This window comes from Ruegeria sp. J8, assembly GCF_056531925.1.
Map to the genome: position 1 here is coordinate 106,915 of NZ_JBQFMR010000002.1, position 22,069 is coordinate 128,983.

Consider the following 22,069-nt stretch of genomic DNA (forward strand, 5'->3'; position numbering starts at 1 on the left):
TTGTCCGCCCCCTCGACTCCGTGCCCTGCGGCGGGCTATCAGCCCGCAACGTGTTATCAGCCCAGAGGTTTGCATCATGATCCCCAGCTCGTACCCCGACAGCACCGAAATCGCCCGCCTGACCGCGCGCATGCTGCTGGAGATCGAAGCCGTCCACTTCAACGCGCGCGAGCCGTTCACACTGGCCTCTGGCCTGCCCAGCCCGACCTATATCGACTGCCGCAAGCTGATCTCATACCCCCGCATCCGCTCGACCCTGATGGACTTCCTGACCGTCACCGTGATGCGCGAAGCTGGGTTCGAGGCGTTCGACAACATCGCAGGTGGTGAAACCGCAGGTATCCCCTTTGCCGCCATGGTCGCCGAGCGGATGGCCCTGCCGATGACCTATGTGCGCAAAAAGCCCAAGGGCTATGGCCGCAATGCCCGGATCGAGGGTGCAATGTCCGAGGGTGAGCGCGTTCTGCTGGTCGAAGATCTGACCACCGACGGCGGATCAAAGCTGTCCTTCGTGGATGCGATCCGCGACACCGGGGCGACCTGCGGCCACACGGCGGTGATCTTTTACTACGGCATCTTCCCCGAGACCGAGAAAACCCTGGGCGATCACGGTGTGAAACTGCATCACCTGTGCACTTGGTGGGATGTTTTGGCCGAAGCAAAAGCGCAGAAAGCCTTTGATGCAGAGACACTTGACGGTGTCGAAGCCTTCCTGAACGACCCGCGTGGATGGCAGGAAGCCAACAAACCCTCCTAAAGTGCCTGTGCATAAGCTGGGGGTAACTTGGCAAAGAATCGCCCCCTCAGCGCTCGCATCTAGTGCTGCCGCGATGAAGCTGCACTAAATGTTGCGCCGCGCGGTGTTCTTTGGCAAAGTTGTCCAAACTTATCCCAAGCTGAAGTCGAGTTATTCGCGACTTATCTTCAGAGATTTACAGATGGCCCAACGGGTGCCGGATTGATTAGAACTGTCGCACGGGCAGCGGGGACAAAATGAACGAGATAAGCAGTATCGAGCAGGCGGCGGCGCAGATTCAGAACGCCGAAACCATGCCGCATTCCATCGAGGCCGAGCAGCAGCTTTTGGGCGCGATTCTGACCAATAACGATCTCTATGATCGCGTCGCCTCGATCATTGGGGCCGAGCATTTCTATGACCCGGTCCATGCCCGCATCTACGAGGTGGCGGCCAATCGCATCGCCAAGAATGCTTTGGCCTCGCCCGTGACGCTGAAATCCTTCATGGCCGAGGATGAGGGCCTCAAGGAACTGGGTGGCCCCGCCTATTTGGTCAAACTGGCGGGTGCGTCGATCAGTGCCTTTGCGGTGCATGACTATGCCCAGATGATCTATGACCTCGCCATCCGGCGCGAGTTGATCCGGCTGGGCCGCGATATCTCGGACAAGGCGGCGCGGGTGGATGTCAGCAGCGAGCCCAAGGAACAGATCGTCGAGGCCGAGCAACAGCTTTATCAGTTATCCGAGCAGGGCCAGACCGAACAGGGATTTCAATCCTTCCTCAAGGCGGTCACAGAAGCCGTCAACGTCACCAACGAAGCGTATCAGCGCGGTGGTGGCATGGCAGGGATTTCCACCGGTCTGGCCGACTTGGACAAACAGCTTGGGGGCCTGCACCCGTCCGACCTGATTATTCTGGCCGGTCGTCCGTCGATGGGGAAAACCTCATTGGCGACCAACGTCGCGTTCAACGTGGCCAAAGCCTACAAACGCGGCACCAAGCCAGATGGGTCTGAGGGTGCGATTGACGGCGGAGTGGTCGGTTTCTTCTCGCTGGAGATGAGCGCCGAGCAGTTGGCAGGCCGGGTTCTGGCCGAAGCCTCGGAAATCTCCTCGCACAAGATCCGTCAGGGCGACATGACCGAAGCCGAGTTCCGCCGCTTTGTAGACGCGGCGAAAGAGTTGGAAGCCTGCCCACTGTTCATCGACGACACCCCGGCTTTGCCGATCTCGCAACTTGCTGCCCGCGCGCGGCGGTTGAAGCGGACGCACGGTTTGGACCTGCTGGTCATCGACTATTTGCAGCTGTGTCGCGGCATGGCCGACAATCGCGTCAACGAGATTGCCGAGATTTCGATGGGCATGAAGGCCATCGCCAAAGAACTGAACATCCCGGTCATCGCCCTCTCCCAGCTGTCGCGCCAGGTGGAAAACCGCGACGACAAGCGTCCGCAACTGTCAGACCTGCGGGAATCGGGCTCGATCGAACAGGATGCCGACGTGGTGATGTTCGTGTTCCGCGAGGAATACTACAAAGAGCGCGAAAAGCCCGGCGATCATGAGCTGGAAAAGATGGAAGAGTGGAAACAGGCCATGGACCGCCTGCATGGCAAGGCCGAGGTCATCGTCGGCAAGCAGCGCCACGGCCCCATCGGCACGGTTGAACTCTCGTTCGAGGCGCAGTTCACCCGCTTTGGCAATCTGGTCAAACCCTGGCAGCAGGACGGCCAGATCGAGGGCTACTGACCTACCACATCTCTGGCACATCGAAGGCCGACACGCAGCGTGACGAGCCTGCCAGCGGCGTCAGGTCCGATTTGGTCAGCGATTGCCCCTGCCATCCATGTGGCATGCTCAGCGCGTGGGGTGGGCTGGCGAACTCTATCGTCATTGGCTGAAATCCCGCTTTGCTATAGTAAGCGGGATCGCCATAGGTAACGACAACATCCAAACCCGCCTGACGCATCTGGTCTAGACCATAAGCAATCAGTTTTCTCCCAATCCCCTGCCCCTGATAGTCAGCACGAACCGCGACCGGAGACATCAGAACCACGTCGCGCGGATCATCTTCGTAAAAAAGCCGAGAAAAAAAGATGCAACCCTTCAGATCACCAACCTCGCCAGCAGTGACGCAGAACAGGTCTTCGGGGGGCGCGGTGTCCATTAGGGCTTGCGTCAGCGCAAAAAGCGCATCGCCTTCCGCTTCGCCCTCGGACGCTGCGAACACATCGCGGTAGAATTCAGGAATTGCGGCCTCTTGCCAGGTAAGCCCCGAAGATAGCTTCATAATTTCACCCTTGCCCGCTGCATAACACCGTTTAACATGATTCCTCGCCTAACCCTGCGACTGCTGTTCGGCAATTTCAATGGGATTGAGGTTTTTCGCGATTTCCTGCGCGCTTTTCCCTGATCCGTGGCCAATCCCTGCCCACGTTCCTGTCAAACCGGGCAATAAACGGTGCGTACCCCCTTGACCTGCCGCGATCCAATGTCATGAACAGTGCCATGAGTACCGCACGTTTGACTATCAACCTTCTTGCGCTGACCAATAACTGGCGCGCCTTGGATGCCAAGACGAATGCCGAGACCGCTGCGGTGGTCAAGGCCGATGCCTATGGACTTGGGGCTGGCCCCGTTTCCGATGCGCTGGCCGAAGAAGGCGTGCGCACCTTTTTTGTTGCCGCTGCCGAAGAAGGTGCCGAGGTCCGTGCCGCCGTAGGCCCCGGTCCGATGATCGGCGTGTTCTCAGGCCATATGGAGGGCGATGCAGATCTGTTGCAGGCCCATGACCTGACGCCGATGCTGAACTCACCCGAACAGGTCCAGCGCCACGAACAAAGTCTGCCCGGCCACGCCTTCGGCATTCAGCTCGACACGGGCATGAACCGTCTGGGTCTGGAACGCTCAGATTGGGCTGAACTGCGCGAACGGATCGAGGCACAAAACCCTGCGCTGATCATGTCGCATCTGGCCTGCGCCGATGAGCCCGACCACCCAATGAACACCTATCAACTGCGCAATTTCCGCGAGATGACCGAGGGTGTCACTGCACGACGCTCCTTGGCAGCAACCGGTGGGATATTGTTGGGACCCGAATATCACTTTGACCTCTGCCGCGCTGGCGTCGGCCTTTACGGCGGCATGCCCTTTGCTGCGGCGAAACCCGTGGTGACAGCGGACCTGCCCGTCATTCAGGTCCGTGAACTGGCCGAAGGTGAGACGGTCGGCTACGGCAACAGCTGGACCGCGCGTCGTCCGTCCCGCATCGCCACCGTCGCGGCCGGATATGCCGACGGGCTGCATCGCGCGATTGGGGGCGGCATCGACGCCTTTGCAGGCGGTCAGCCCTGCCCGGTTGTTGGGCGCATTTCGATGGACCTGATCACCGTGGATGTCACCGACCTGCCCGAAGACCCCGAACGCCTGCGCATCCTGAACGGCCACCAGACCGTGGATGATCTGGCCGAGGCCGCAGGCACCATCGGCTATGAAATCCTCACATCGCTGGGCGCGCGCTATTCCCGAGGCTACGTGGAATGAACCCTTTGTATATGCTGGGCGGGCTGGGTCGCGTCGTCCTGTCCCTGTTTGCGAACTTCGGCAAGGTATCGCTTTTCACGGTCGATGCGATCTCGCACATTTTCCGCCCGCCTTACTACCCGCGCGAATTTGTCGTAGCACTGATGAATATCGGCTGGCTGTCGCTGCCGGTTGTCGGTCTGACTGCGATCTTCACCGGTGGCGCGCTGGCGCTGCAGATCTACGCCGGTGGCGCCCGTTTCAACGCCGAGGCCGTGGTGCCGCAAATCGTTGCCATCGGCATGGTACGCGAACTGGGCCCGGTGCTGGGCGGGTTGATGATCGCGGCGCGCGTCACCTCGTCTATCGCGGCAGAAATCGCGACGATGAAAGTGACCGAGCAAATCGACGCGCTGGTCACGCTGTCCACCCATCCGATGAAGTACCTGACCGCTCCGCGCGTATTGGCCGCAATCCTCACCGTGCCTGTTCTGGTGGCCGTGGGCGACGTGATCGGCATCGCCGGCGGCTATGTGGTCGCAACGCAAAGCCTTGGCTTCAACGCCGCCGTCTACCTGCAAAACACAGTCAACTTTCTTGAGCTACACGACGTGATCTCGTCCCTAACCAAAGGGGCCGCCTTCGGCCTGATCACCGCCGTGATGGGCTGCTACTACGGCATGAACTCGGGCCGGGGCGCACAGGGCGTCGGGCGTGCCACCAAGTCTTCGGTCGAGGCTGCAGCCATTATGATCCTGGCCGCCAACTTCATTCTGACAGGGGTGTTCTTTTCGGTATGATACGGCTTGAGAATGTACACAAGGCCTTTGGCGACAACCGCGTGCTGCAGGGCATGAACCTTGAGATCCCCCAGGGCACCTCAATGGTGATCATAGGCGGCTCGGGCACCGGTAAGTCCGTGGCGCTGAAGTGTATTCTGGGTCTGATCAAACCCGACAGCGGCATGATCTACGTGGATGGCAAGGATGCCGCCAAGGGCGACCGGGACGCGTTTCTAGCGCGGTTCGGGATGCTGTTTCAGGGTGCGGCGCTGTTTGACTCGCTGCCCGTCTGGCAAAACGTCGCCTTCCGCCTGTTGCGCGGCCCGCTGAAACGCCCGCCAGAATACGCCCGCGAGATCGCCATCGAGAAACTGCGCCGCGTGGGTCTGAAATCCGACGTGGCCGACCGCTTTCCGTCTGAGCTGTCGGGTGGGATGCAAAAACGCGTGGGCCTCGCCCGTGCCATCGCCGCCGAGCCCGAGATCATTTTCTTTGACGAACCTACCACGGGCTTGGACCCAATCATGTCGGGCGTCATCAACGACCTGATCCGCGAAATCGTGACCGAGATGGGCGCCACCGCCATGACCATCACCCACGACATGAGTTCCGTCCGCGCGATTGCCGACAACGTCGCCATGCTGCACGGGGGGGTGATTCAGTGGACCGGCCCTGTCAGCCAGATGGACGCATCCGGTGATCCTTATGTGGAGCAGTTCATCAGCGGCAGTGCCGAGGGGCCGATTGAGGCGGTGCGTTAATCTTCGTTCTTTGCCATCCAATTTTCCGAACGCTCGACAATTTCCTGCGGAATGACTTCAGCGCGCCTCGTCTGCAAATTGAGCAAAACGCATTTGAAAACGGTCGTAAATGCAGGTTCTCCATCAGCAACGCGAACTAGTTTGTGGCTGAAAGTCATAGATTTCGTTCCAACCTCTAGAATCTCGCTTTCCATCTGGATGGCTTCGCCAGCACTCAATTCCGCAAGAAAATTGCTGTCTGCATGGACCACCGCAAAGGACAGCTTTCGTCCCGACCGCATGTCGTCGGCCGTAAGCCCCAACTCAGCCTGCAGCGCAAAAACGGAATCCGAGCAGGCTGCAAATTACTTGGACACATTCATGTGCCCAAGAAAATCACAGTCCGATGGGTCGACAATTGACTTGTAGGCCACAAAACCCGACATCGTTCCTCCCTTCAAAAAATAACTCTGTGGTGAGTGCTGATTTAGGTTAAGCATAGCAGAACATCGCAGCGAATTTTTAATCTCGCCAAGACGCCCTGTCATGACCCTCCGCCTCGCCACCCTCGCCCTCCTGATCCTCTACCCCATCGCGTGGTTCGCCCCGCTGATGCGCGCAGGTCTCCTGCCGATCTTCGGCCTCAGCGAAATCAGCGTCATCACCGGGCTCCAGTCCCTCTGGCAATCCGACATTTTCCTCGCATTGGTCGTCACCGTCTTCGCCCTGTTTGCGCCCTATATAAAAACCATCGGCACCGCCCTGATCCAATGGAGCCTGCTGGACCCGCGCGTTCAACCCGCGCTGAACATCCTTGGTAAGTTGGCCATGGCCGATATTTTCCTGATCGCACTCTACATCACGCTGGCCAAGGGCATCTCTTACGCGACCATCGAAACCGCATGGGGTCTTTACCTGTTCACGGGCTGCATTCTGGCCTCGCTGGCATTGGGACATATTACAGAGATGACATCCGCCTCACGAAAAGCTTAAAGCTAATTGATTGAAAACATTTACCCCAGTATCATCTTAATATTTCGAGCAGCAACAAATAGTAGTTTTCGGGTCCGTGGCGGATCTCTGTCTGTACGTTAAGTCTACTCCGCTTCGGCTCCGGTGTGTTCCGGTTCTAGAAGGAGATCGACAACCATGGCCGCCCTCCACAACATAACATTGCAATTTCAGAATGCCTTTTTAAGACTGACTTTTTTCCTCATCTGCATGGCTGCGCTTGCGGCCGTGGCAACCACCGCATTATCCGCACTCGGGGTCCTACCCTGGCTGTCCATGCAAGCTGGTTTCGGCACCGCGCCGACCGCAGATGCGGGCATGTTCATACAGATCGGATTGACCGCACTGATTCTCATGCTGGCCTTCTACCTGCCCGCAAATAGCCGGATGATGGCGCTTGAAAATGCGCATCGCAAGTTTGCGATGAACATGCAGGACATAACTTACGCTTACCAACTGGCTCATGCCGCGGATCGGGGTGACACATTCATGATGTCGTCCGAGTTCGATGCCGTCAAAGAACGTATCGCCTTTTTGCGCCAACATCCCGACCTGCAAGCGCTGGAGCCCGAAATTCTGGAACTCGCCGCTCAGATGAGTCAGATCAGCCATGAATTGGCCGTCACCTACAGTGATGAACGCGTGGCCCGAGCGCGCACCTTCCTGCAACAGCGTCAGGAAGAGATCGAACAATTCCAGCAGCGCATCGGTGACGCTCAAACCATCCAGCAAGAACTGCGGCAATGGACCCGCGATGTCGAAATCGAAGAATCCATCGCCAAATCGCAACTGGCACGCCTGCGGGACGAGTTGTTCGACCTGCTGCCCGAACTTTCGACCCAGCTTCAGGCCCCGGTCGAGGATCGCAAAACGGCGACATCCAGCGTCATCGCCATGTCGCCTTCACGCGCCGCAGAGTAGGCGCCCTTGGGCGCCCGTCGCGGACGATGGCCCGCAGGGCTTGAGGACGTGGCGCGCCACCGGCGGCAGTGAAAGCCCGCAAGGGCTTGAAGAACCGCCCCACCTCGGGCACCAAGGGCCGCATGGCAAAGACGACTTTTTCATGCTCGGCCTGTGGCGCCACGCATTCCCGCTGGTCCGGCCGCTGTGACGGCTGCGGCGAGTGGAACACGATTGTACAAGAAGCCCCCCTTTCGGCTGGCCCAGCCAAGAAATCCCTCGGCGGCAAGCGGGGCCAGACCATCGCACTCACGGACTTGTCGACCGAGGAAACCCCTCCGCCTCGCACATTGTGTGGGGTCGAGGAACTGGATCGCGTACTGGGCGGTGGCCTTGTCCCCGCCTCGGCCCTACTGGTGGGCGGAGATCCAGGCATCGGAAAATCCACCCTCTTGCTGCAAGCCGCCGCACGGTTTGCTCGTGCTGGCGTCAAAACCATCTATGTCTCGGGCGAGGAAGCCAGCGCCCAGGTACGGATGCGCGCCCGCCGTCTGGGGCTGGAGGACGCGCCGGTGCAACTGGCGGCAGAAACAAACCTGCGCAACATCCTTACCACGCTTGAGGCGGAAAAGCCCGGCCTTGCTATAATCGACTCGATTCAGACCATGTGGGCCGACAATGTCGACAGCGCGCCCGGATCCGTGTCACAAGTAAGGGCCGCAGCCCATGAATTGACCACGTTTGCGAAACGATACGGCATTTCGATCATCATGGTCGGCCATGTCACCAAAGAGGGCCAGATCGCGGGCCCCCGCGTCGTGGAGCACATGGTCGACACGGTGCTGTATTTTGAAGGCGAACGCGGACATCAGTTCCGTATCTTGCGCGCAGTGAAGAACCGTTTTGGCCCCGCCGACGAGATTGGCGTATTCGAGATGACGGGTAAGGGATTGGCACAAGTCACCAACCCCTCGGCCCTGTTCCTGTCCGAACGCGGCGCGCCCAGTCCCGGCTCGGCCGTGTTTGCCGGGATCGAAGGCACCCGCCCGGTTCTTGTTGAGTTACAAGCACTTGTCGCCCCCTCTCCCCACTCACAACCGCGCCGCACCGTTGTAGGATGGGATAGCGGGCGACTGGCCATGATCCTGGCGGTGCTCGAAGCGCGCTGTGGCGTGCCGTTCACCGGTTTGGACGTCTACCTGAACGTCGCCGGAGGCCTGAAGGTCAGCGAGCCCGCAGCCGACCTTGCGGTGGCAGCAGCCCTGCTCAGTGCGCGCGAGGATACCGCCCTGCCTGCAGATACTGTCGTATTCGGAGAAATCTCTCTTTCCGGGGCTCTGAGACCCGCAGCCCAAACCGAAAACAGGTTGAAAGAAGCCCAGAAACTTGGTTTCACATCAGCTATAGCTCCGGCAGGTGGCAAAACCGGCACTGTGGCAGGTCTGACACTCACCCGACCCTCTGATTTAGTGGGGTTTGTTGGCGAAACCTTCGGAGCAGGTTAAGGTAAAGCCTTGAGAGGCTGAAAAAAACTACAGGCGAGGGCCATGGAAGGTTTTACAATTATTGACGGGGTGGTTGCCCTGATCATCGTGGTGTCGGGTCTTCTGGCCTATTCCCGCGGTTTATTGCGCGAGATTTTGGCGATTGCAGGATGGGTTGCGGCCGCTGTTTTGGCCTTTATTTTCGCCCCCCAAGCGGTTCCGCTTATCAAAGAAGTTCCGGTTGTCGGAGATTTCCTGCGCGACAGTTGCGAATTGTCAGTAATCACTGGTTTTGCGGCGGTCTTTGCGGTAGCGCTGATCGTGGTCAGCATCTTTACCCCGCTGTTTTCGTCGTTGGTGCAACGCTCAGCCCTGGGCGGTTTGGATCAGGCACTTGGCTTCTTCTTCGGGATTGCGCGTGGCATCCTGCTGGTCGCCATTGCCTTCTTTGTCTACGACACCGTCATGACCGGTCAATCCTATACGATCGTCGATGAAAGCCGCTCGGCCAAAGTGTTCGAACAGTTCAGCGACCAGATCGAAGAACAAAACCCGGAAGAGGCGCTTGGTTGGATCACACAGCAATATGAAGAGCTTGTCGCCAGCTGCTCGACGGAGCCCACCGCGACCGAAGAGTTGACCGAACCGGCAGCAACTGAATAACCGCGAAAGCCCGGCCTTGGCCGGGCTTTTCTTTTACCAGTCAGGTAAAGCCCTCGCCTGCGCAAACGGTGCAGCGGATATTCTTCAAGCCGAAGCAGCCATCACAGCGGCTGGTTATAGGTTTCCCAAACACATCGCGGCTTTTGACCACCTCGCCTGCGCCATTGCAGATCTGGCAAGGCGAACGCCCCATGCCACGGCAACGGTGGCATCGGCGTTTTACGGGTGTTTCTTTCTTCTGACCCTGTTTGTGCTGCCACATGGCTCAATTCATCCCAGCGAAAACAAATGATACTCTCTATCCGGTCATGACAGCACACCCTGCCCTGCCTGTCACTTGAACAGGCGTGGTTGCTGCAAAATTCGCCTGCAACAGATGCGAATTGTGATCCTTTGATGACACAGGCATCGTTACGCAGTATGTGAGGGCCGAACTGAGATGGAATCGGAGCCACCGATCTTGCTGAACCCGTTTTCTTTCGCACCAGCCCGTTGCGGCAAGGGTGCGACTGTATCCACAGGCAAGCCAGCGGCTTTGAACAGGGCAAGCGCCCCGATGTTTCTCAACCTGCCGTCAATCGCTACGTCATAGAAAGTTGGAGCCCGTACATGTGTGGGATTTTGGGGATCGCAAGCCGAACGCATGATGTGTTTGCGGAAATCTATGACGGGCTGCTGATGTTGCAGCACCGGGGTCAGGATGCCTCGGGGATCGTCACCTACAACGGAGAATTCTTCCGCGAGAAGAAAGCTAATGGCTTGGTCAAGGACGTCTTCAACGCCAAGGATGCGGAAACCCTGCTGGGCAAGGTGGGCATCGGCCACGTACGCTATCCAACCGCCGGATCGCTGAGCGCCGCCGAGGCGCAGCCGTTTTTCGTGAACGCCCCATATGGCATCTATCTGGTCCATAACGGCAACATCACCAACACGGCCGAACAGCGAGAGAAAGTGACCGGCAAATACAGCCGCCACCTGCGTACCACCTCGGACTCCGAGATTCTGCTGAATGTGCTGGCAGACAAGGTGGCTGATGCGATCAAGGTCAACGGCAATGCCGATCCGATCCGCAACATCTTTGCCGGTGTGAAGATGACGATGGAGCGTATTCAGGGCGCCTATTCGGTGATTTGTCTGATTGCCGGTGTCGGCATGCTGGCGTTCCGCGACCCGCACGGGATTCGCCCCTTGTCCGTCGCGGTCCGAGAATCGGATGTGGATGGTGACGATTTTGCCTTTGCGTCCGAGGATGTGGCCTTTGGTATCAACGGTTTTGACAAACTGCGCGACCTGCGCCCCGGCGAGGCAATCCTGATCGATCTCGACGGCAACAAGCATGAGTTTCAGGCCGTCGAAGGCAAGCTGACGCCTTGTATCTTTGAATATGTCTACCTCGCCCGTCCGGATTCGCTGTTGGATGGGGTCTCCGTCTACAAAACCCAGATGCGCATGGGGCAGACTCTGGCCAAGCAGATCCAGGACTCAGGGCTTGAGATCGACCGGATCATTCCCGTCCCCGACAGCGCCCGCCCTGTGGCGCTTGAGGCCGCAAAGATCACCGGTATTCCCTACCGTGAAGGGTTGGTGAAGAACCGATATGTCGGCCGAACCTTCATCATGCCCGGTCAGGAAGAACGCCAGAAATCGGTGCGCCGCAAGCTGAATGCGGTCCCGTTGGAGTTCAAAGGTCACAACGTGCTACTGATCGACGATTCCATCGTTCGCGGCAACACGATCAAGAAGATCGTGCAAATGTGCCGCGAGGCTGGCGCGAAAAAAGTCTATATCGCCAGCGCCTCGCCGCCTGTGAAATATCCCAATGTCTATGGCATCGACATGCCCACCAAGCATGAACTGGTCGCCAACGGCAAAGAGATCGAAGAGATCCGGCAGGAACTGGGCGCAGATGCGCTGTTCTATCAAAAGTTGGACGACCTGATCTGGGCCGCCAAGGAAGGCAACCCCGAGATCGAGGCGTTTGATTGCTCGTGCTTTGACGGTAATTACATCACCGGCAGCGTCAGCGACGATTATCTGGACAGCCTGGAAAACAGCACCCGCGTCAGCAAAAAGCGCGAGGACATGCAGGTGCCGGGCGGGTCTTGGAACGCCACGAAATTGGCGTCGGGTTAATAAATCCAGCGAATCAGAAGCGCGGAAGAGCTCGGATCTTAGTGTCGGTCCGGGCTTTTTTGTCAGATGCAGCGCCGGGGGCAAAATTTTCTGACACACAACTCTCTGGCGAAGGAAACGCAATCGCAATGGGTTCGCAGACCCACGCGAAATTGTGAGAAAACCAGCGAGCACCGCCGCCTTTCGTTTCACCTGCTCATTTGCTAGGCCGCTGCCACCACTCACTCAGACATAAGGGGTTGGGGCCCTTCGCCCCTGCCGCAAACCATGCCAAATTCCACCGTCGAAAGCGCGGCTACGCAGAAGGACGCGCTAAAGAAAAGTTCGGTCGCCCTGTTGGGCGTGTTCGGGCCCAAAACCGAGCTACGTGCGCTGATGCGCCTGTCCTCGGGTCGGGTCAAAGAGGTCAAACCGGGTAGCCGCGTTGCCTCGGGCACCGTCGTAGCCATTGATGCCGAAGGGATCATGCTGCGACAAAGCGGCCAGACCCAGCGGATCGCCATCCCCGGTCGCTAATCCTGTCTTGACGGCTTGCGCGCAGGGGTTCAAACCCCACCCATGACCGATCAGACTAAAATTGCCCTCATCACCGGGGCGTCTCGGGGCCTGGGTGCTGCCCTGGCCGAGGCGCTGGCCCCCGAATACCACATCGTTGCTGTTGCCCGCACCACCGGTGGGCTGGAAGAGTTGGACGACCGCATTCAGGCCAAGGGCGGCGCGGCCACGCTGGCGCCAATGGACATCGCCGACCCGAACGCTATGGCAACCCTGTGCCGGGGCATTTACGATCGCTGGGGCAAGGTGGACCTATGGCTGCATACCGCCATCCACACCTCGGCCCTGACGCCTACGCACTTCATCGATCCCAAGGAATGGGCGAAGGCTTTGAACACCAACGCGACGGCGACTTCAGTTCTGATCCCATATGTCGCGCCTTTGTTGGGCGAGAGCGGTCACGCTGTGTTTTTCGACGACCCCAAGGCGGGTGAGAAATTCTATGGCATCTACGGCGCGACCAAAGGCGCACAGATGGCGTTGGCGCGGAGTTGGCAGCTTGAGACCGAGCGTACTGGCCCGCGCGTGTCTATTGTCGAGCCCGCCCCCATGCCCACCGCCGTACGCGCCCGGTTCCATCCCGGCGAGGACCGTGGTGCTTTGACGAGCCCTACGGATGAGGCGGCCCGGATTTTGGCGTCGCTATAGGGGAATGGCCCTTGCGGGCCATGCCTCTGGCAGGGATATTTTTAGCCAGATGAAGCGGGCGGATCAGCCGATATGGATACCGGTGCGCCCGGCCAGATCGACGAAGAATTGCCACGCTACGCGGCCAGAACGTGCGCCGCGTGTGGCCTGCCATTCGATGGCTTCGGCGCGCAGGGTGTCGGGGGCGACGTTGACGCCATAGGCGGCGCAGTAGCGGTTGATCATGGCGAGGTATTCGTCCTGATCGCAGGGGTGGAAGCCCAGCCAAAGGCCGAAGCGGTCGGAGAGTGAGACTTTTTCCTCGACCGCCTCGGACGGGTTGATGGCGCTGGACCGTTCGTTTTCAATCATGTCGCGCGGCATCAGGTGACGGCGGTTCGAGGTGGCGTAGAAGACAACATTCTCCGGACGGCCTTCGATACCACCGTCCAGCACCGCCTTGAGCGATTTGTAGTGTTGGTCATCATGGCTGAACGAAAGATCATCGCAGAACAGGATGAACCGATGCGGCGCGGCCCGCAGATGGTTTAGCAGACGCGCGACCGAGCCCATGTCCTCGCGCTGAAGTTCGACCAGTTTCAGATCGGGGTATTCATCTTGCAAGCTCCCATGGACCGCTTTGACAAGGCTGGACTTGCCCATACCCCGCGCACCCCAGAGCAACGCATTGTTTGCCTTATACCCAGCCGCAAAGCGCCGCGTGTTGTCCAACAGTGTGTCGCGCGAGCGGTTAATGCCTACCAGCAAATCCAGATCGACCCGGTTGACCTTTGTCACCGGTTCCAGCCGGTCCGGGTCCACATGCCAGACGAAAGCCGGTGCCGCGCCGAAATCCGGGGCTGCCAAGGGGGCTGGAGCCATGCGCTCCAAGGCATCAGCAATGCGGTTCAGGGCTTGGTCATCCATCAGGGCCTCCAGCTGTTTTGGGGTTCAAAACATGATCAGATGCAAGCGGCAAGACCCGCGCATAAAAAAGGCGCGCCACCAGTGGGCGCGCCTAATCCGGGTTAAGCCGGTTTACTTGCTTTCTTCGTCGGCGATTTCGGCATCCGCCTCTTCGTCGTCGTCATAGTAGCCGTCAGCGCGCAGCTGTTCTTCGCGCTTTTTCTCGACACGCGCTACGAGGAAGATCGAGATTTCGTACAGTCCATAGACCACCACGAACAAGATCACCTGAGTAATCACGTCGGGCGGTGTCACCAGCGCGGCAAGCACCAGAATGGCGACCACGGCGTATTTGCGAACCGATCCCAGACCTTCGGCCGTCACAAGCCCCGCCTTGCCCATCAGCGTCAGCAGAACCGGCAGTTGGAAGCACAGACCAAAGGCTACGATGAATTTGATCGTCAGGTTTAGATATTCCTGCGCCGAGCCCTGAAAGACCACGCTCAGCGGGGCAGCAACTGCGCCATCGGTCACGGCCTCGCCTTCGGCACCAAATTGCTGGAATCCAAGGAAGAAATCATAGGCCAGCGGTGTCACTACGTAAAAGGCAAAGCTGGCGCCCAATAGGAACATGAAAGGCGAGGCCAGCATGAACGGCAGGAACGCGTTCTTTTCCGATTTGTACAACCCAGGCGCCACGAACCGCCACATCTGCATCCCGATATAGGGAAAGGCCAGAATGAACCCGCCCAGCAGTGAGACTTTGATGGCCACAAAGAACCCTTCCTGCGGCGAGATGAAGATCAGCCCGCAATCCTGCCCGCGTTCAGCCAGAACGTCACACAAGGGGCGCGTCAGAAAGTTGAAAAGCGGCGTCGCCACAGTGAAACAGATGATCATCCCGATCAGAAACGCCACAACGCAATGAATAAGCCGCGTGCGCAGTTCTGCCAGATGCTCGATCAATGGGGCCGAGCTGTCCTCGATCTCGTCGGTTTTGGTCATGTCTTGCTTTCGGATTTCAGCGCGGCCTCGGCCTCTTCGGCCTTGGCCAGAGCGTCAGCCGCCTCTTTCGCCTTGCGCTCGGCGGCGGCGCGCGCAGTCGAAGCCTGGATCTTCTTGGCTTGCTCTGCCCTTTCGGCCGCCAGCTTGCCGGTCTCGCTGTCGGGGTCGAACTTGGTCGGGTCGATGCTCTTGGCCAGATCCTGCGCGGCCTCTTTCACGCCATCCATGGCGCTGCCCACAGGGTTGGTGGCCGCGTTCAGACCCTTCTTGATCTCATTGACACCCGCCTGATCGGCGGCTTCGTTCATGGCGCTGGAAAACTCACGCGCCATGCCGCGGGCCTTGCCGACAAACCGCCCCACATTGCGGAACAGCACCGGCAGGTCCTTTGGCCCTACAACGATCAGGGCAACAACGCCGATGACCAGAAGCTCGGTCCAGCCCAGATCAAACATCTGCGCTTAGGCCTTGTCTTTGTCGGTCTCGGGGGTGACGTCCTTGGCCATCTCGGAGGCGTCCTGCTCCAGCTCATCCGCGCCTTCTTTGACGCCCTTCTTGAACGAGGTGATGCCTTTGCCCACTTCGCCCATCAGCGAGCTGATTTTGCCGCGGCCAAACAGAACCAGAACCACAACGGCGATCAGCAGCAGACCGGGAAGGCCGATATTGTTAAGCATGTCTTGTCTCCTTCTACATCGACGCCGAGCGCCGGGAATGTTGTTTGGCCATGTGTCTACGCCTGACGAGCCGCGGACAACAGTGCGCCAGATCAAATCCGCGTTCGAATTCGCCCCGTTCACGCGTTTTTTGGGCGCTGGATTTTCTCAACTGACAGGTTTATGTCAGTTGTACGTGATTAGGAAGAGATCATCGAAACCAGGTCAACGGAGATTGAAATGACCCATGTTGCCGAAATCGTCACCTTTTCCCTCGCTGACAGCACCACACCCGAGGCGTTCGTGAAGCTCAGCCAAACCACCGAAGCCTTCGTGCGAGCGGCCCCCGGCTTTGCGCATCGACAGCTGAGCCAAGGCGAGGATGGCCGCTGGACCGACTACGTTGTCTGGACCGATATGAAAGCCGCACAGGACGCCGCCGCGCAGTTCCCGCAACAAGACTTCGCTGCCGCCTTGATGACGGCAATCAAGCCCGACAGCATCCAGATGCGTCACGAGAAAGTGCTATGGAACATGACCGCTTAAACGCGGTTCGGACGGCGTGACATGCGCCGCACGGATCGCCTGTTTGACATCATTCAAATCCTGCGCGACGGCAAATTGCACCGCGCGCAGGACATAGCAGACCGGCTCGAGGTGTCGGTCCGCACGATCTATCGCGATATGGATACGCTGGTCGCCTCGGGCGTCCCGGTCGAGGGTGAGCGCGGCGTGGGCTATATGGTGCGCGAACAGATCACTCTGCCGCCGCTGAACCTGACCCCAGCCGAGCTTGAGGCGCTGAACCTTGGCATGGCGATCGTTGCCCAGGCCGCCGACCCCGATCTGAAAACCGCAGCCGAGACGCTCGCAGACAAAATCGACGCAGTTCTTCCCACGCAGGTGATCGCCGAGGCCGACACCTGGAAATTCGCCGTCTACCCCTTTGCCGATGCTGCGCGTGGACTGGCCCATATGGCCCCGATCCGCGCCGCCATAAAATCGCGCCAGAAACTGCACCTCAGCTACCGCCGGATCGACGGCACACTGACCGACCGCACAATCCGCCCCCTACACATGGAATATTGGGGGCGCGTTTGGACCCTCACCGCCTGGTGCGAGCTACGTCAGGGCTTCCGCGTCTTCCGCATCGACCTGATCGAAGCTGTCCAACCCCTGCCCGAACTCTTCACAGACGAGCCTGGCAAACGCCTGAGCGACTTCGACCCCAAAGCGTGATCCGCCCTTCATCTGGTCAAAAATATCCCCGCCGGAGGCATGGCCCGGAACGGGCCAATTTCTATTTCAAAAACGGCTCAGGATCGACCGCTTCGAACCCTTTGCGAACCTCGAAATGGACATAGGCGTTGTCACCGTCCCGCAGGGCGGCAATCTTCTCACCACGACGCACCCGATCACCCTTTTTCACGGTGATACCGTCCACATTGGCATAAACAGTCAGCAGATCATTGTTGTGCTTGATCACAATGATCGGAACCTGATCTGCATCCGCAGTGATCGCCGCGACAGTGCCGCCATCGGCCGCTTTTACCGCGGTGCCCGGAGCTGCCGCGATGTCGATCCCCTCGTTCTTGCCTTTTTCATAGGTCCGAATGATCGAACCCGTCACCGGCAAACCCAGCGCCGAGTTGCTCTGAGACGTCGGCGCTTCCGCCGTCACATCCGGCGCGGACGGCGCTGCTACGACCTCTTCGTCAGGCAAAGGCTGGGTGGCACTTGGAGGCGTCGGCGTGGGTGAGCCTTCACCCGGCTGAGTCACATTTGTCGCCGGTTCCTCTGTCTGGCGTGGCGGCGTCAGGGTTTTAACCGGGATCAGCAAATACTGGCCTTCGCGAACGGTGAAATCGGAATCCAATCCGTTCCAATCGGCCAGCGCATCCACCGGCACGTCATAAAGGCGCGAAATCGTAAACGCGGTTTCCCCCCGCTTGACCTGATGCCGGATGGGCTCCGGCCCCGAGGCCACCGGTGCAGGCGCTGCCGCCGGCTGCGCAGGCGCAAGGGTCGAGGTACGCACAGACCCATCGGTCGGTGCTTCATCAATCGCAGTCCCGGCAATCGTGGCAATATCGACATTGCCCGACGACGCACTGACCGCACGCGGCAACGCGATCACCTCGCCATCCCGCAACGTATCGGTCGGCTTCAAACCGTTGAATACGGCCAGTTCCCCTTCGGGCAATCCGACCCGCGCCGCCACGTCGCTGACCTTGTCGCCGCGCCGAGCGATGGCGACTTGGTAGGTGGGATAAGTAATGACCCCGCGTGCATCGGGCGCAGGGCGCCTTGTGGTGGCCGATTGCGCCGCGTCAGCGGTCGAAAACCCGCCTACCTGACCGCGCAGATCATAGTCCAGCGGGCCTTCACACCCGGCCAGAACCACCATTGCCACCATGCCGCTTGCGCAGCGGAGCGTCGCTGATTTGGAAACTGCTCTCATTTTACCGTCCTCATCACCTGCCCCTGTTGACCGGGGTTCGGGTGGGTTCCTCAGAATAAACTTCTACGCCTCGTCTTTTCCCAGCCCTTCCAGCAAGGGCACAAAACGAACAGGCAACAATTCGTCATAGTCCAGGCCGGTTTCGGTCCGTCGCACACGGATCAGAGTTTGAACCGCATCCGACTGCCCCACCGGCAATACCATGATACCGCCGATTTTGAGCTGCGCCAAGAGCGGGCCCGGAGGGTCCTCAGCCGCCGCGGTCACAATGATACGATCAAACGGCGCCTGTTCAGGCAAACCAAATGAGCCGTCCGTCAACATCGCGGTCACATTGGTCAGACCCAGCTCGCGGAACAACGCGCCGGTTTCCCGCACCAATCGCTTGTGACGCTCAACTGTGTAGACCCGGCGGGCCAACTTGGACAGGATAGCCGCCTGATAGCCCGACCCGGTCCCGATCTCGAGCACAGTATCGCGTGGCCCCACATCCAGCGCCTGCGTCATCAGCCCCACGACCGACGGCTGGCTGATCGTCTGCCCGCAAGCAATCGGCAACGGCGTGTCCTCATAGGCGCGCTCGGCAAACAGGCCTCTGACGAACTGGCCCCGGTCGATCTGTTCCATCGCCGCCAACACACGCTTGTCCGTCACGCCACGTGACCGTAGCGCAAACAGGAACTGCATCTTGGTTTCTGCACTCAAGCCCGTCATTCGATCGACTTCAAGGTCTCAAGCGTGTCATGCGCTGTCAGATCCGCACGCATCGGCGTGACCGAGACATAGCCCGCCAGATTGACCGCCGCATCCGTCCCGGGCGCGGTCGGATTGTGCTGATAGCCGCCCTTGATCCACAAGAACCGCCGCCCTGAGGGCGAGCTGTGTGGTTCGACCGAGAAATGCGTGTCACGGCGAAAGCCCTGCGGTGCCACGCGGGTGCCCAGCACCTCATCTGCGGGAACGGGCGGGAAATTCACGTTATAAAACAGGCGGTAATCGCCCTGCTCGGCCGGGGTCGCGTCCAAGATCTTGCGCACAAGATCCGCCCCAAACCGGGCGGCGGCCTCGAACGGGTCGTCCAGCCCCAGATTGCGCGGGCCAAAGTATTGCGACAGGGCTATCGCTGGGACACCCTGCAAAGCGGCTTCCATCGCGCCACCGATCGTTCCGGAATAGAGCGTATTTTCGGCCGAGTTATTGCCCCGGTTCACCCCGGACAACACCAGATCGGGCAGTGCATCCTTCATCACATCATGCAGACCGGCCAGCACGCAATCGGCGGGCGAGCCCTCGGCGGCATAGCGACGTTCACCCAGCTTGGCGACCATCATCGGATGGGTATAGCTGATGCAATGGCCCACGCCGGATTGCTCGAATGCTGGCGCAACGACCCAGACTTCTCCGTCGGGCCCGGCAAGCTGGGCGGCGATTGCCTCAAGCGTGATCAGGCCCGGTGCATTGATGCCATCATCATTGGTCAGAAGAATACGCATATGCCCCATCCATCCCTGCGTTTTTCCCTTGATAAACCCGGCCCCGCGCCTCGGCAAGCGAAGCGCACGCGCAATCTGCGGCATTCGCGCACCAGTTGGGTCTAAAATGCCACGTCAGGCATTATTCGGGGAAAACAAAGCACCGGTCCCGGCGAATGGTCAGCCACATAACGCGCCCCGGCTGCGGTACAAATACATTCGGCACCGTGGCCTTCAGGATCGAACCGTCATAGTCCATGCGGAACTCAACCAGGCTTTCATTGCCCAGAAAGCGCGCCCGCTGGACCACGCCACGCGCGGCCACCCCATCAGTCGGTGTGGGCAGCGGTCCTTTGCCGTTTCGGTCGAAATCCAGTTTGACGTGCTGCGGGCGGAAGACGATCTCAACGTCCGTGCCGTCAGGTACACCCGGCGCAAGAAACTGGCCGAATGGCGTTTCCGCCAGAGCTCCGTTAACTTGCGCCTTCAACACATTGACATCACTGAAGAATGCAACCGCCGCTTTATCCGCTGGCCGGGTATAGACATTATAGGGCGCGCCCTGCTGAACGATCTTACCACGGCGCATCAGGGCAATCTCATCGGCCATGCGCATCGCTTCTTCCGGCTCGTGTGTCACCAAAACCACGGCCGCGTCTTCCTCTTTGAGGATCGCCAGCGTCTCATCCCGGATTCCGTCGCGCAAACGATTGTCCAGTCCCGAGAACGGCTCGTCCATCAACATGATCCGGGGACGCGGCGCCAAAGCCCGCGCCAGTGCGACCCGTTGTTGTTCGCCACCCGACAGATGATGCGGATAGCTGTCGACGAAGCGCATCAGATCAACCTTGGTCAGCAATTCCTCGACCCGCGCGCGTTTTTCGTCCTTGTGGCCCTTCAGACCGAAAGCCACGTTGTCGGCCACGCTAAGATGAGGAAACAAGGCAAAGTCCTGAAACATTAGCCCAATCTCGCGCCGCTCGGGCGGGACACGAAACACCGTGTCGCAGATCAGCTTGCCATCCACATAAATCTGGCCGGACTCCTGCATCTCGACCCCGGCGATCATACGCAGCGTGGTCGACTTGCCGCAGCCCGACGGCCCCAGCAAACACGTCACCTGCCCCGCCTGAACACTCAGCGAGACATCATCCACCACAATGCGCCCTTCATACCGGGCGACCAAATTGCGGATTTCCAGACGTGGAGGCGTTGAATTCACTGTCACCGAAGGACCCCGTAGCCTTTCCCGATCATTTCCATCGGGCTTAGGCGGGGATAGCAACCCCGCCCGTCAGGCGCAAGCGATCAGCAGCAACCGCCCGAGGCGGCCTCACCAGTGTTTGTACCCGTAGCTTCGAACGGACTTTCGCCACCGCAGCCTTCGAAAATGCCGTAATGGGTCGAGAAATCGCCGATAAACTCGAAATGGCGCGCAAATCGCGTGTCTTTCAGCATCATCCAGGTGTTGCCACACACCGGAAAGACCTTGCCCGCCTCGATCGCGTGATGGTCGTCCAGCTCGAACAGATGCGGCGCGTGGGGGATCGTGCCCTTGTAGATCACCGCTTGGCCGTAATCCTCGCAAGCTGGTTCCAGTTCGGGCAGTTTGAACAGACGATACGTGGCCGACAGGAAGCTCAAGGGCGCAACCCGCTCTTCCAGCACCGGGTTTTCGATGGTCAGCGGGCGATGCGTCACCCGGCGCGGATCGGCAAACCCGGCCTTGCGCGAGATCGACAGGAAATCATTCCAATAGAGCGCGCCCGACAGGCACTCCCCATACAAAACCTCATCCTCGGCCATTGCGGCGGGGATGCGGCGGTCAGCATAGACGTCCGAGAAATACATCTCGCCGCCATCTTTCAGCAGACGGTGCGCGCCGCGCAGAACGGCCTCTTTATCGGTGGCCAGATTGATCACGCAGTTCGAAACGATGATGTCGAAGGAACCGGGCTCAAGGTCCAGCTCGTCCAGCTTTTCGATATAGCCGTGGTGGAATTCCACATTCGACGCACCATGGCCGAACGCTTGCGCGTGATATTCTTGATGAGCGCGGGCCACATCCAACTGTTCGGGCGTCATGTCCACGCCGACCACGCGGCCATTTTCGCCAACCATCGCCGACAGCGCATAAACGTCGCGCCCGGCACCACAGCCCAGATCAAGGATGCTCATCCCTTCCAGATCCAGCGGTGCAATCAGACCGCAGCCATAGTAACGCGTCAGCACATCATCATGAATTTTTGAGAGAATTTTCTTTACATGATCCGGCATGTCATCGGGCGTGCAGCAGGCATTGGTCTGCAAATCCGCGCTACTTTGAAGGACGTCACCGTAATAGTTCTGCACCGATTCATGCTTCATCGAAGGTATCCCCTGTTTCTGGTAGGGGATCAGCTAATGCAGCAAGGGCC

The 22,069-nt window shown here is 59.4% G+C and carries 24 protein-coding genes and 1 pseudogene; 14 read left to right on the forward strand and 11 right to left on the reverse strand.

Annotation, left to right across the window (positions count from 1 at the left end):
- The first annotated feature begins 76 nt into the window (after positions 1–76).
- On the forward strand, positions 77–757 hold the full coding sequence (locus ACR0L1_RS03985) for an orotate phosphoribosyltransferase (RefSeq protein WP_480857270.1): 681 nt from the start codon (positions 77–79) through the stop codon (positions 755–757).
- 236 nt (positions 758–993) lie between these two features.
- On the forward strand, positions 994–2,484 hold the full coding sequence (locus tag ACR0L1_RS03990; protein WP_170774341.1) for a replicative DNA helicase: 1,491 nt from the start codon (positions 994–996) through the stop codon (positions 2,482–2,484).
- Between the two features lies 1 nt (position 2,485).
- On the opposite strand, the gene ACR0L1_RS03995 is transcribed toward ACR0L1_RS03990, so the two are convergent.
- Entirely contained in the window at positions 2,486–3,025 is a 540-nt protein-coding gene (locus tag ACR0L1_RS03995) for a GNAT family N-acetyltransferase (RefSeq protein ID WP_480857272.1), read from the reverse strand.
- 218 nt (positions 3,026–3,243) lie between these two features.
- Between ACR0L1_RS03995 and alr the strand changes: the two genes are divergently transcribed.
- The 3 genes from alr to ACR0L1_RS04010 are packed head-to-tail and all read left to right on the forward strand — an operon-like array spanning position 3,244 to position 5,800.
- Entirely contained in the window at positions 3,244–4,278 is a 1,035-nt protein-coding gene (alr, locus tag ACR0L1_RS04000; RefSeq protein WP_480857274.1) for an alanine racemase, read from the forward strand.
- A complete protein-coding gene (locus tag ACR0L1_RS04005; RefSeq protein WP_170788687.1) occupies positions 4,275–5,057 on the forward strand; it encodes an MlaE family ABC transporter permease in 783 nt (260 codons plus the stop codon). The genes alr and ACR0L1_RS04005 overlap by 4 nt, the downstream gene beginning before the upstream one ends.
- On the forward strand, positions 5,054–5,800 hold the full coding sequence (locus ACR0L1_RS04010; RefSeq protein ID WP_480857276.1) for an ABC transporter ATP-binding protein: 747 nt from the start codon (positions 5,054–5,056) through the stop codon (positions 5,798–5,800). Before ACR0L1_RS04005 ends, ACR0L1_RS04010 begins: the two co-directional genes overlap by 4 nt.
- On the opposite strand, the pseudogene ACR0L1_RS04015 reads toward ACR0L1_RS04010, so the two are convergent.
- Positions 5,797–6,123: pseudogene (locus tag ACR0L1_RS04015) on the reverse strand (acyl-CoA thioesterase); the annotation flags it as partial. The gene ACR0L1_RS04010 and the pseudogene ACR0L1_RS04015 sit on opposite strands and share 4 nt — an antisense overlap.
- Before the next feature lie 202 nt (positions 6,124–6,325).
- Between ACR0L1_RS04015 and ACR0L1_RS04020 the strand changes: the two are divergent.
- The 7 genes from ACR0L1_RS04020 (at position 6,326) to ACR0L1_RS04050 (ending at position 13,173) form a co-directional block, all read left to right on the forward strand.
- Complete coding sequence (locus tag ACR0L1_RS04020; protein ID WP_170788690.1) at positions 6,326–6,772, forward strand: paraquat-inducible protein A; 447 nt, start codon at positions 6,326–6,328, stop codon at positions 6,770–6,772.
- A 156-nt stretch (positions 6,773–6,928) separates the two neighbouring features.
- Entirely contained in the window at positions 6,929–7,711 is a 783-nt protein-coding gene (locus tag ACR0L1_RS04025) for a GumC domain-containing protein (RefSeq protein ID WP_170774360.1), read from the forward strand.
- Positions 7,712–7,833: 122 nt separating this feature from the next.
- On the forward strand, positions 7,834–9,195 hold the full coding sequence (gene radA, locus ACR0L1_RS04030; protein WP_480857279.1) for a DNA repair protein RadA: 1,362 nt from the start codon (positions 7,834–7,836) through the stop codon (positions 9,193–9,195).
- A gap of 42 nt (positions 9,196–9,237) precedes the next feature.
- Positions 9,238–9,837, forward strand: a complete 600-nt coding sequence (locus tag ACR0L1_RS04035) for a CvpA family protein (RefSeq protein ID WP_170788691.1) — start codon at positions 9,238–9,240, stop codon at positions 9,835–9,837.
- A gap of 609 nt (positions 9,838–10,446) precedes the next feature.
- On the forward strand, positions 10,447–11,970 hold the full coding sequence (gene purF / locus ACR0L1_RS04040) for an amidophosphoribosyltransferase (protein ID WP_480548166.1): 1,524 nt from the start codon (positions 10,447–10,449) through the stop codon (positions 11,968–11,970).
- A 267-nt stretch (positions 11,971–12,237) separates the two neighbouring features.
- A complete protein-coding gene (locus tag ACR0L1_RS04045) occupies positions 12,238–12,486 on the forward strand; it encodes a hypothetical protein (protein WP_170782508.1) in 249 nt (82 codons plus the stop codon).
- A gap of 42 nt (positions 12,487–12,528) precedes the next feature.
- The gene (locus ACR0L1_RS04050) at positions 12,529–13,173 is read left to right on the forward strand and encodes an SDR family NAD(P)-dependent oxidoreductase (RefSeq protein WP_480857281.1); all 645 of its coding nucleotides are present in this window, start codon (positions 12,529–12,531) and stop codon (positions 13,171–13,173) included.
- Positions 13,174–13,236: 63 nt separating this feature from the next.
- Here ACR0L1_RS04050 and ACR0L1_RS04055 read toward each other — a convergent pair whose 3' ends face one another.
- The 4 genes from ACR0L1_RS04055 to ACR0L1_RS04070 form a co-directional block, all read right to left on the reverse strand.
- Positions 13,237–14,079 carry an ATP-binding protein gene (locus ACR0L1_RS04055; protein ID WP_480857283.1) on the reverse strand — a complete coding sequence of 281 codons (843 nt, stop codon included), beginning with the start codon at positions 14,077–14,079 and terminating at the stop codon, positions 13,237–13,239.
- A 111-nt stretch (positions 14,080–14,190) separates the two neighbouring features.
- On the reverse strand, positions 14,191–15,063 hold the full coding sequence (tatC, locus tag ACR0L1_RS04060) for a twin-arginine translocase subunit TatC (protein WP_480857284.1): 873 nt from the start codon (positions 15,061–15,063) through the stop codon (positions 14,191–14,193).
- Positions 15,060–15,518: a Sec-independent protein translocase protein TatB gene (tatB, locus tag ACR0L1_RS04065; RefSeq protein WP_170774374.1), complete on the reverse strand. Its 459-nt coding sequence runs from the start codon at positions 15,516–15,518 to the stop codon at positions 15,060–15,062. Before tatB ends, tatC begins: the two co-directional genes overlap by 4 nt.
- 6 nt (positions 15,519–15,524) lie before the next feature.
- Positions 15,525–15,740 carry a twin-arginine translocase TatA/TatE family subunit gene (locus ACR0L1_RS04070; RefSeq protein WP_170354368.1) on the reverse strand — a complete coding sequence of 72 codons (216 nt, stop codon included), beginning with the start codon at positions 15,738–15,740 and terminating at the stop codon, positions 15,525–15,527.
- A 219-nt stretch (positions 15,741–15,959) separates the two neighbouring features.
- Between ACR0L1_RS04070 and ACR0L1_RS04075 the strand changes: the two genes are divergently transcribed.
- The gene (locus tag ACR0L1_RS04075; protein ID WP_170782513.1) at positions 15,960–16,265 is read left to right on the forward strand and encodes a hypothetical protein; all 306 of its coding nucleotides are present in this window, start codon (positions 15,960–15,962) and stop codon (positions 16,263–16,265) included.
- Positions 16,266–16,286: 21 nt separating this feature from the next.
- Positions 16,287–16,958 carry a helix-turn-helix transcriptional regulator gene (locus ACR0L1_RS04080; protein ID WP_480857287.1) on the forward strand — a complete coding sequence of 224 codons (672 nt, stop codon included), beginning with the start codon at positions 16,287–16,289 and terminating at the stop codon, positions 16,956–16,958.
- A gap of 61 nt (positions 16,959–17,019) precedes the next feature.
- On the opposite strand, the gene ACR0L1_RS04085 is transcribed toward ACR0L1_RS04080, so the two are convergent.
- The 5 genes from ACR0L1_RS04085 to ACR0L1_RS04105 form a co-directional block, all read right to left on the reverse strand.
- Positions 17,020–18,180 (reverse strand): peptidoglycan DD-metalloendopeptidase family protein, encoded by a 1,161-nt coding sequence (locus ACR0L1_RS04085; protein ID WP_480857288.1) that lies wholly within the window; start codon positions 18,178–18,180, stop codon positions 17,020–17,022.
- Between the two features lie 63 nt (positions 18,181–18,243).
- Positions 18,244–18,894, reverse strand: coding sequence for a protein-L-isoaspartate(D-aspartate) O-methyltransferase (locus ACR0L1_RS04090; protein ID WP_170774383.1), 651 nt, complete (start codon positions 18,892–18,894; stop codon positions 18,244–18,246).
- Positions 18,891–19,673: a 5'/3'-nucleotidase SurE gene (gene surE / locus ACR0L1_RS04095; protein ID WP_480857290.1), complete on the reverse strand. Its 783-nt coding sequence runs from the start codon at positions 19,671–19,673 to the stop codon at positions 18,891–18,893. The genes ACR0L1_RS04090 and surE overlap by 4 nt, the downstream gene beginning before the upstream one ends.
- A gap of 121 nt (positions 19,674–19,794) precedes the next feature.
- The gene (locus ACR0L1_RS04100) at positions 19,795–20,880 is read right to left on the reverse strand and encodes an ABC transporter ATP-binding protein (protein WP_480857292.1); all 1,086 of its coding nucleotides are present in this window, start codon (positions 20,878–20,880) and stop codon (positions 19,795–19,797) included.
- Positions 20,881–20,960: 80 nt separating this feature from the next.
- Positions 20,961–22,019, reverse strand: coding sequence for a methyltransferase domain-containing protein (locus tag ACR0L1_RS04105; RefSeq protein ID WP_480857294.1), 1,059 nt, complete (start codon positions 22,017–22,019; stop codon positions 20,961–20,963).
- Positions 22,020–22,069: the final 50 nt, after the last annotated feature.

Excerpts from the sequence above, each read along its gene's own strand:
- ACR0L1_RS03995 (WP_480857272.1), bottom strand. The coding sequence starts at position 3,025 with ATGAAGCTATCTTCGGGGCTTACCTGGCAAGAGGCCGCAATTCCTGAA.
- ACR0L1_RS04035 (WP_170788691.1), top strand. The coding sequence starts at position 9,238 with ATGGAAGGTTTTACAATTATTGACGGGGTGGTTGCCCTGATCATCGTG.
- ACR0L1_RS04005 (WP_170788687.1), top strand. The coding sequence starts at position 4,275 with ATGAACCCTTTGTATATGCTGGGCGGGCTGGGTCGCGTCGTCCTGTCC.
- ACR0L1_RS04085 (WP_480857288.1), bottom strand. The coding sequence starts at position 18,180 with ATGAGAGCAGTTTCCAAATCAGCGACGCTCCGCTGCGCAAGCGGCATG.
- ACR0L1_RS04055 (WP_480857283.1), bottom strand. The coding sequence starts at position 14,079 with ATGGATGACCAAGCCCTGAACCGCATTGCTGATGCCTTGGAGCGCATG.
- ACR0L1_RS03985 (WP_480857270.1), top strand. The coding sequence starts at position 77 with ATGATCCCCAGCTCGTACCCCGACAGCACCGAAATCGCCCGCCTGACC.
- purF (WP_480548166.1), top strand. The coding sequence starts at position 10,447 with ATGTGTGGGATTTTGGGGATCGCAAGCCGAACGCATGATGTGTTTGCG.
- surE (WP_480857290.1), bottom strand. The coding sequence starts at position 19,673 with ATGCGTATTCTTCTGACCAATGATGATGGCATCAATGCACCGGGCCTG.
- ACR0L1_RS04050 (WP_480857281.1), top strand. The coding sequence starts at position 12,529 with ATGACCGATCAGACTAAAATTGCCCTCATCACCGGGGCGTCTCGGGGC.
- alr (WP_480857274.1), top strand. The coding sequence starts at position 3,244 with ATGAGTACCGCACGTTTGACTATCAACCTTCTTGCGCTGACCAATAAC.
- tatC (WP_480857284.1), bottom strand. The coding sequence starts at position 15,063 with ATGACCAAAACCGACGAGATCGAGGACAGCTCGGCCCCATTGATCGAG.
- radA (WP_480857279.1), top strand. The coding sequence starts at position 7,834 with ATGGCAAAGACGACTTTTTCATGCTCGGCCTGTGGCGCCACGCATTCC.
- ACR0L1_RS04020 (WP_170788690.1), top strand. The coding sequence starts at position 6,326 with ATGACCCTCCGCCTCGCCACCCTCGCCCTCCTGATCCTCTACCCCATC.
- tatB (WP_170774374.1), bottom strand. The coding sequence starts at position 15,518 with ATGTTTGATCTGGGCTGGACCGAGCTTCTGGTCATCGGCGTTGTTGCC.
- ACR0L1_RS03990 (WP_170774341.1), top strand. The coding sequence starts at position 994 with ATGAACGAGATAAGCAGTATCGAGCAGGCGGCGGCGCAGATTCAGAAC.
- ACR0L1_RS04075 (WP_170782513.1), top strand. The coding sequence starts at position 15,960 with ATGACCCATGTTGCCGAAATCGTCACCTTTTCCCTCGCTGACAGCACC.
- ACR0L1_RS04105 (WP_480857294.1), bottom strand. The coding sequence starts at position 22,019 with ATGAAGCATGAATCGGTGCAGAACTATTACGGTGACGTCCTTCAAAGT.
- ACR0L1_RS04090 (WP_170774383.1), bottom strand. The coding sequence starts at position 18,894 with ATGACGGGCTTGAGTGCAGAAACCAAGATGCAGTTCCTGTTTGCGCTA.
- ACR0L1_RS04080 (WP_480857287.1), top strand. The coding sequence starts at position 16,287 with ATGCGCCGCACGGATCGCCTGTTTGACATCATTCAAATCCTGCGCGAC.
- ACR0L1_RS04070 (WP_170354368.1), bottom strand. The coding sequence starts at position 15,740 with ATGCTTAACAATATCGGCCTTCCCGGTCTGCTGCTGATCGCCGTTGTG.
- ACR0L1_RS04045 (WP_170782508.1), top strand. The coding sequence starts at position 12,238 with ATGCCAAATTCCACCGTCGAAAGCGCGGCTACGCAGAAGGACGCGCTA.
- ACR0L1_RS04010 (WP_480857276.1), top strand. The coding sequence starts at position 5,054 with ATGATACGGCTTGAGAATGTACACAAGGCCTTTGGCGACAACCGCGTG.
- ACR0L1_RS04025 (WP_170774360.1), top strand. The coding sequence starts at position 6,929 with ATGGCCGCCCTCCACAACATAACATTGCAATTTCAGAATGCCTTTTTA.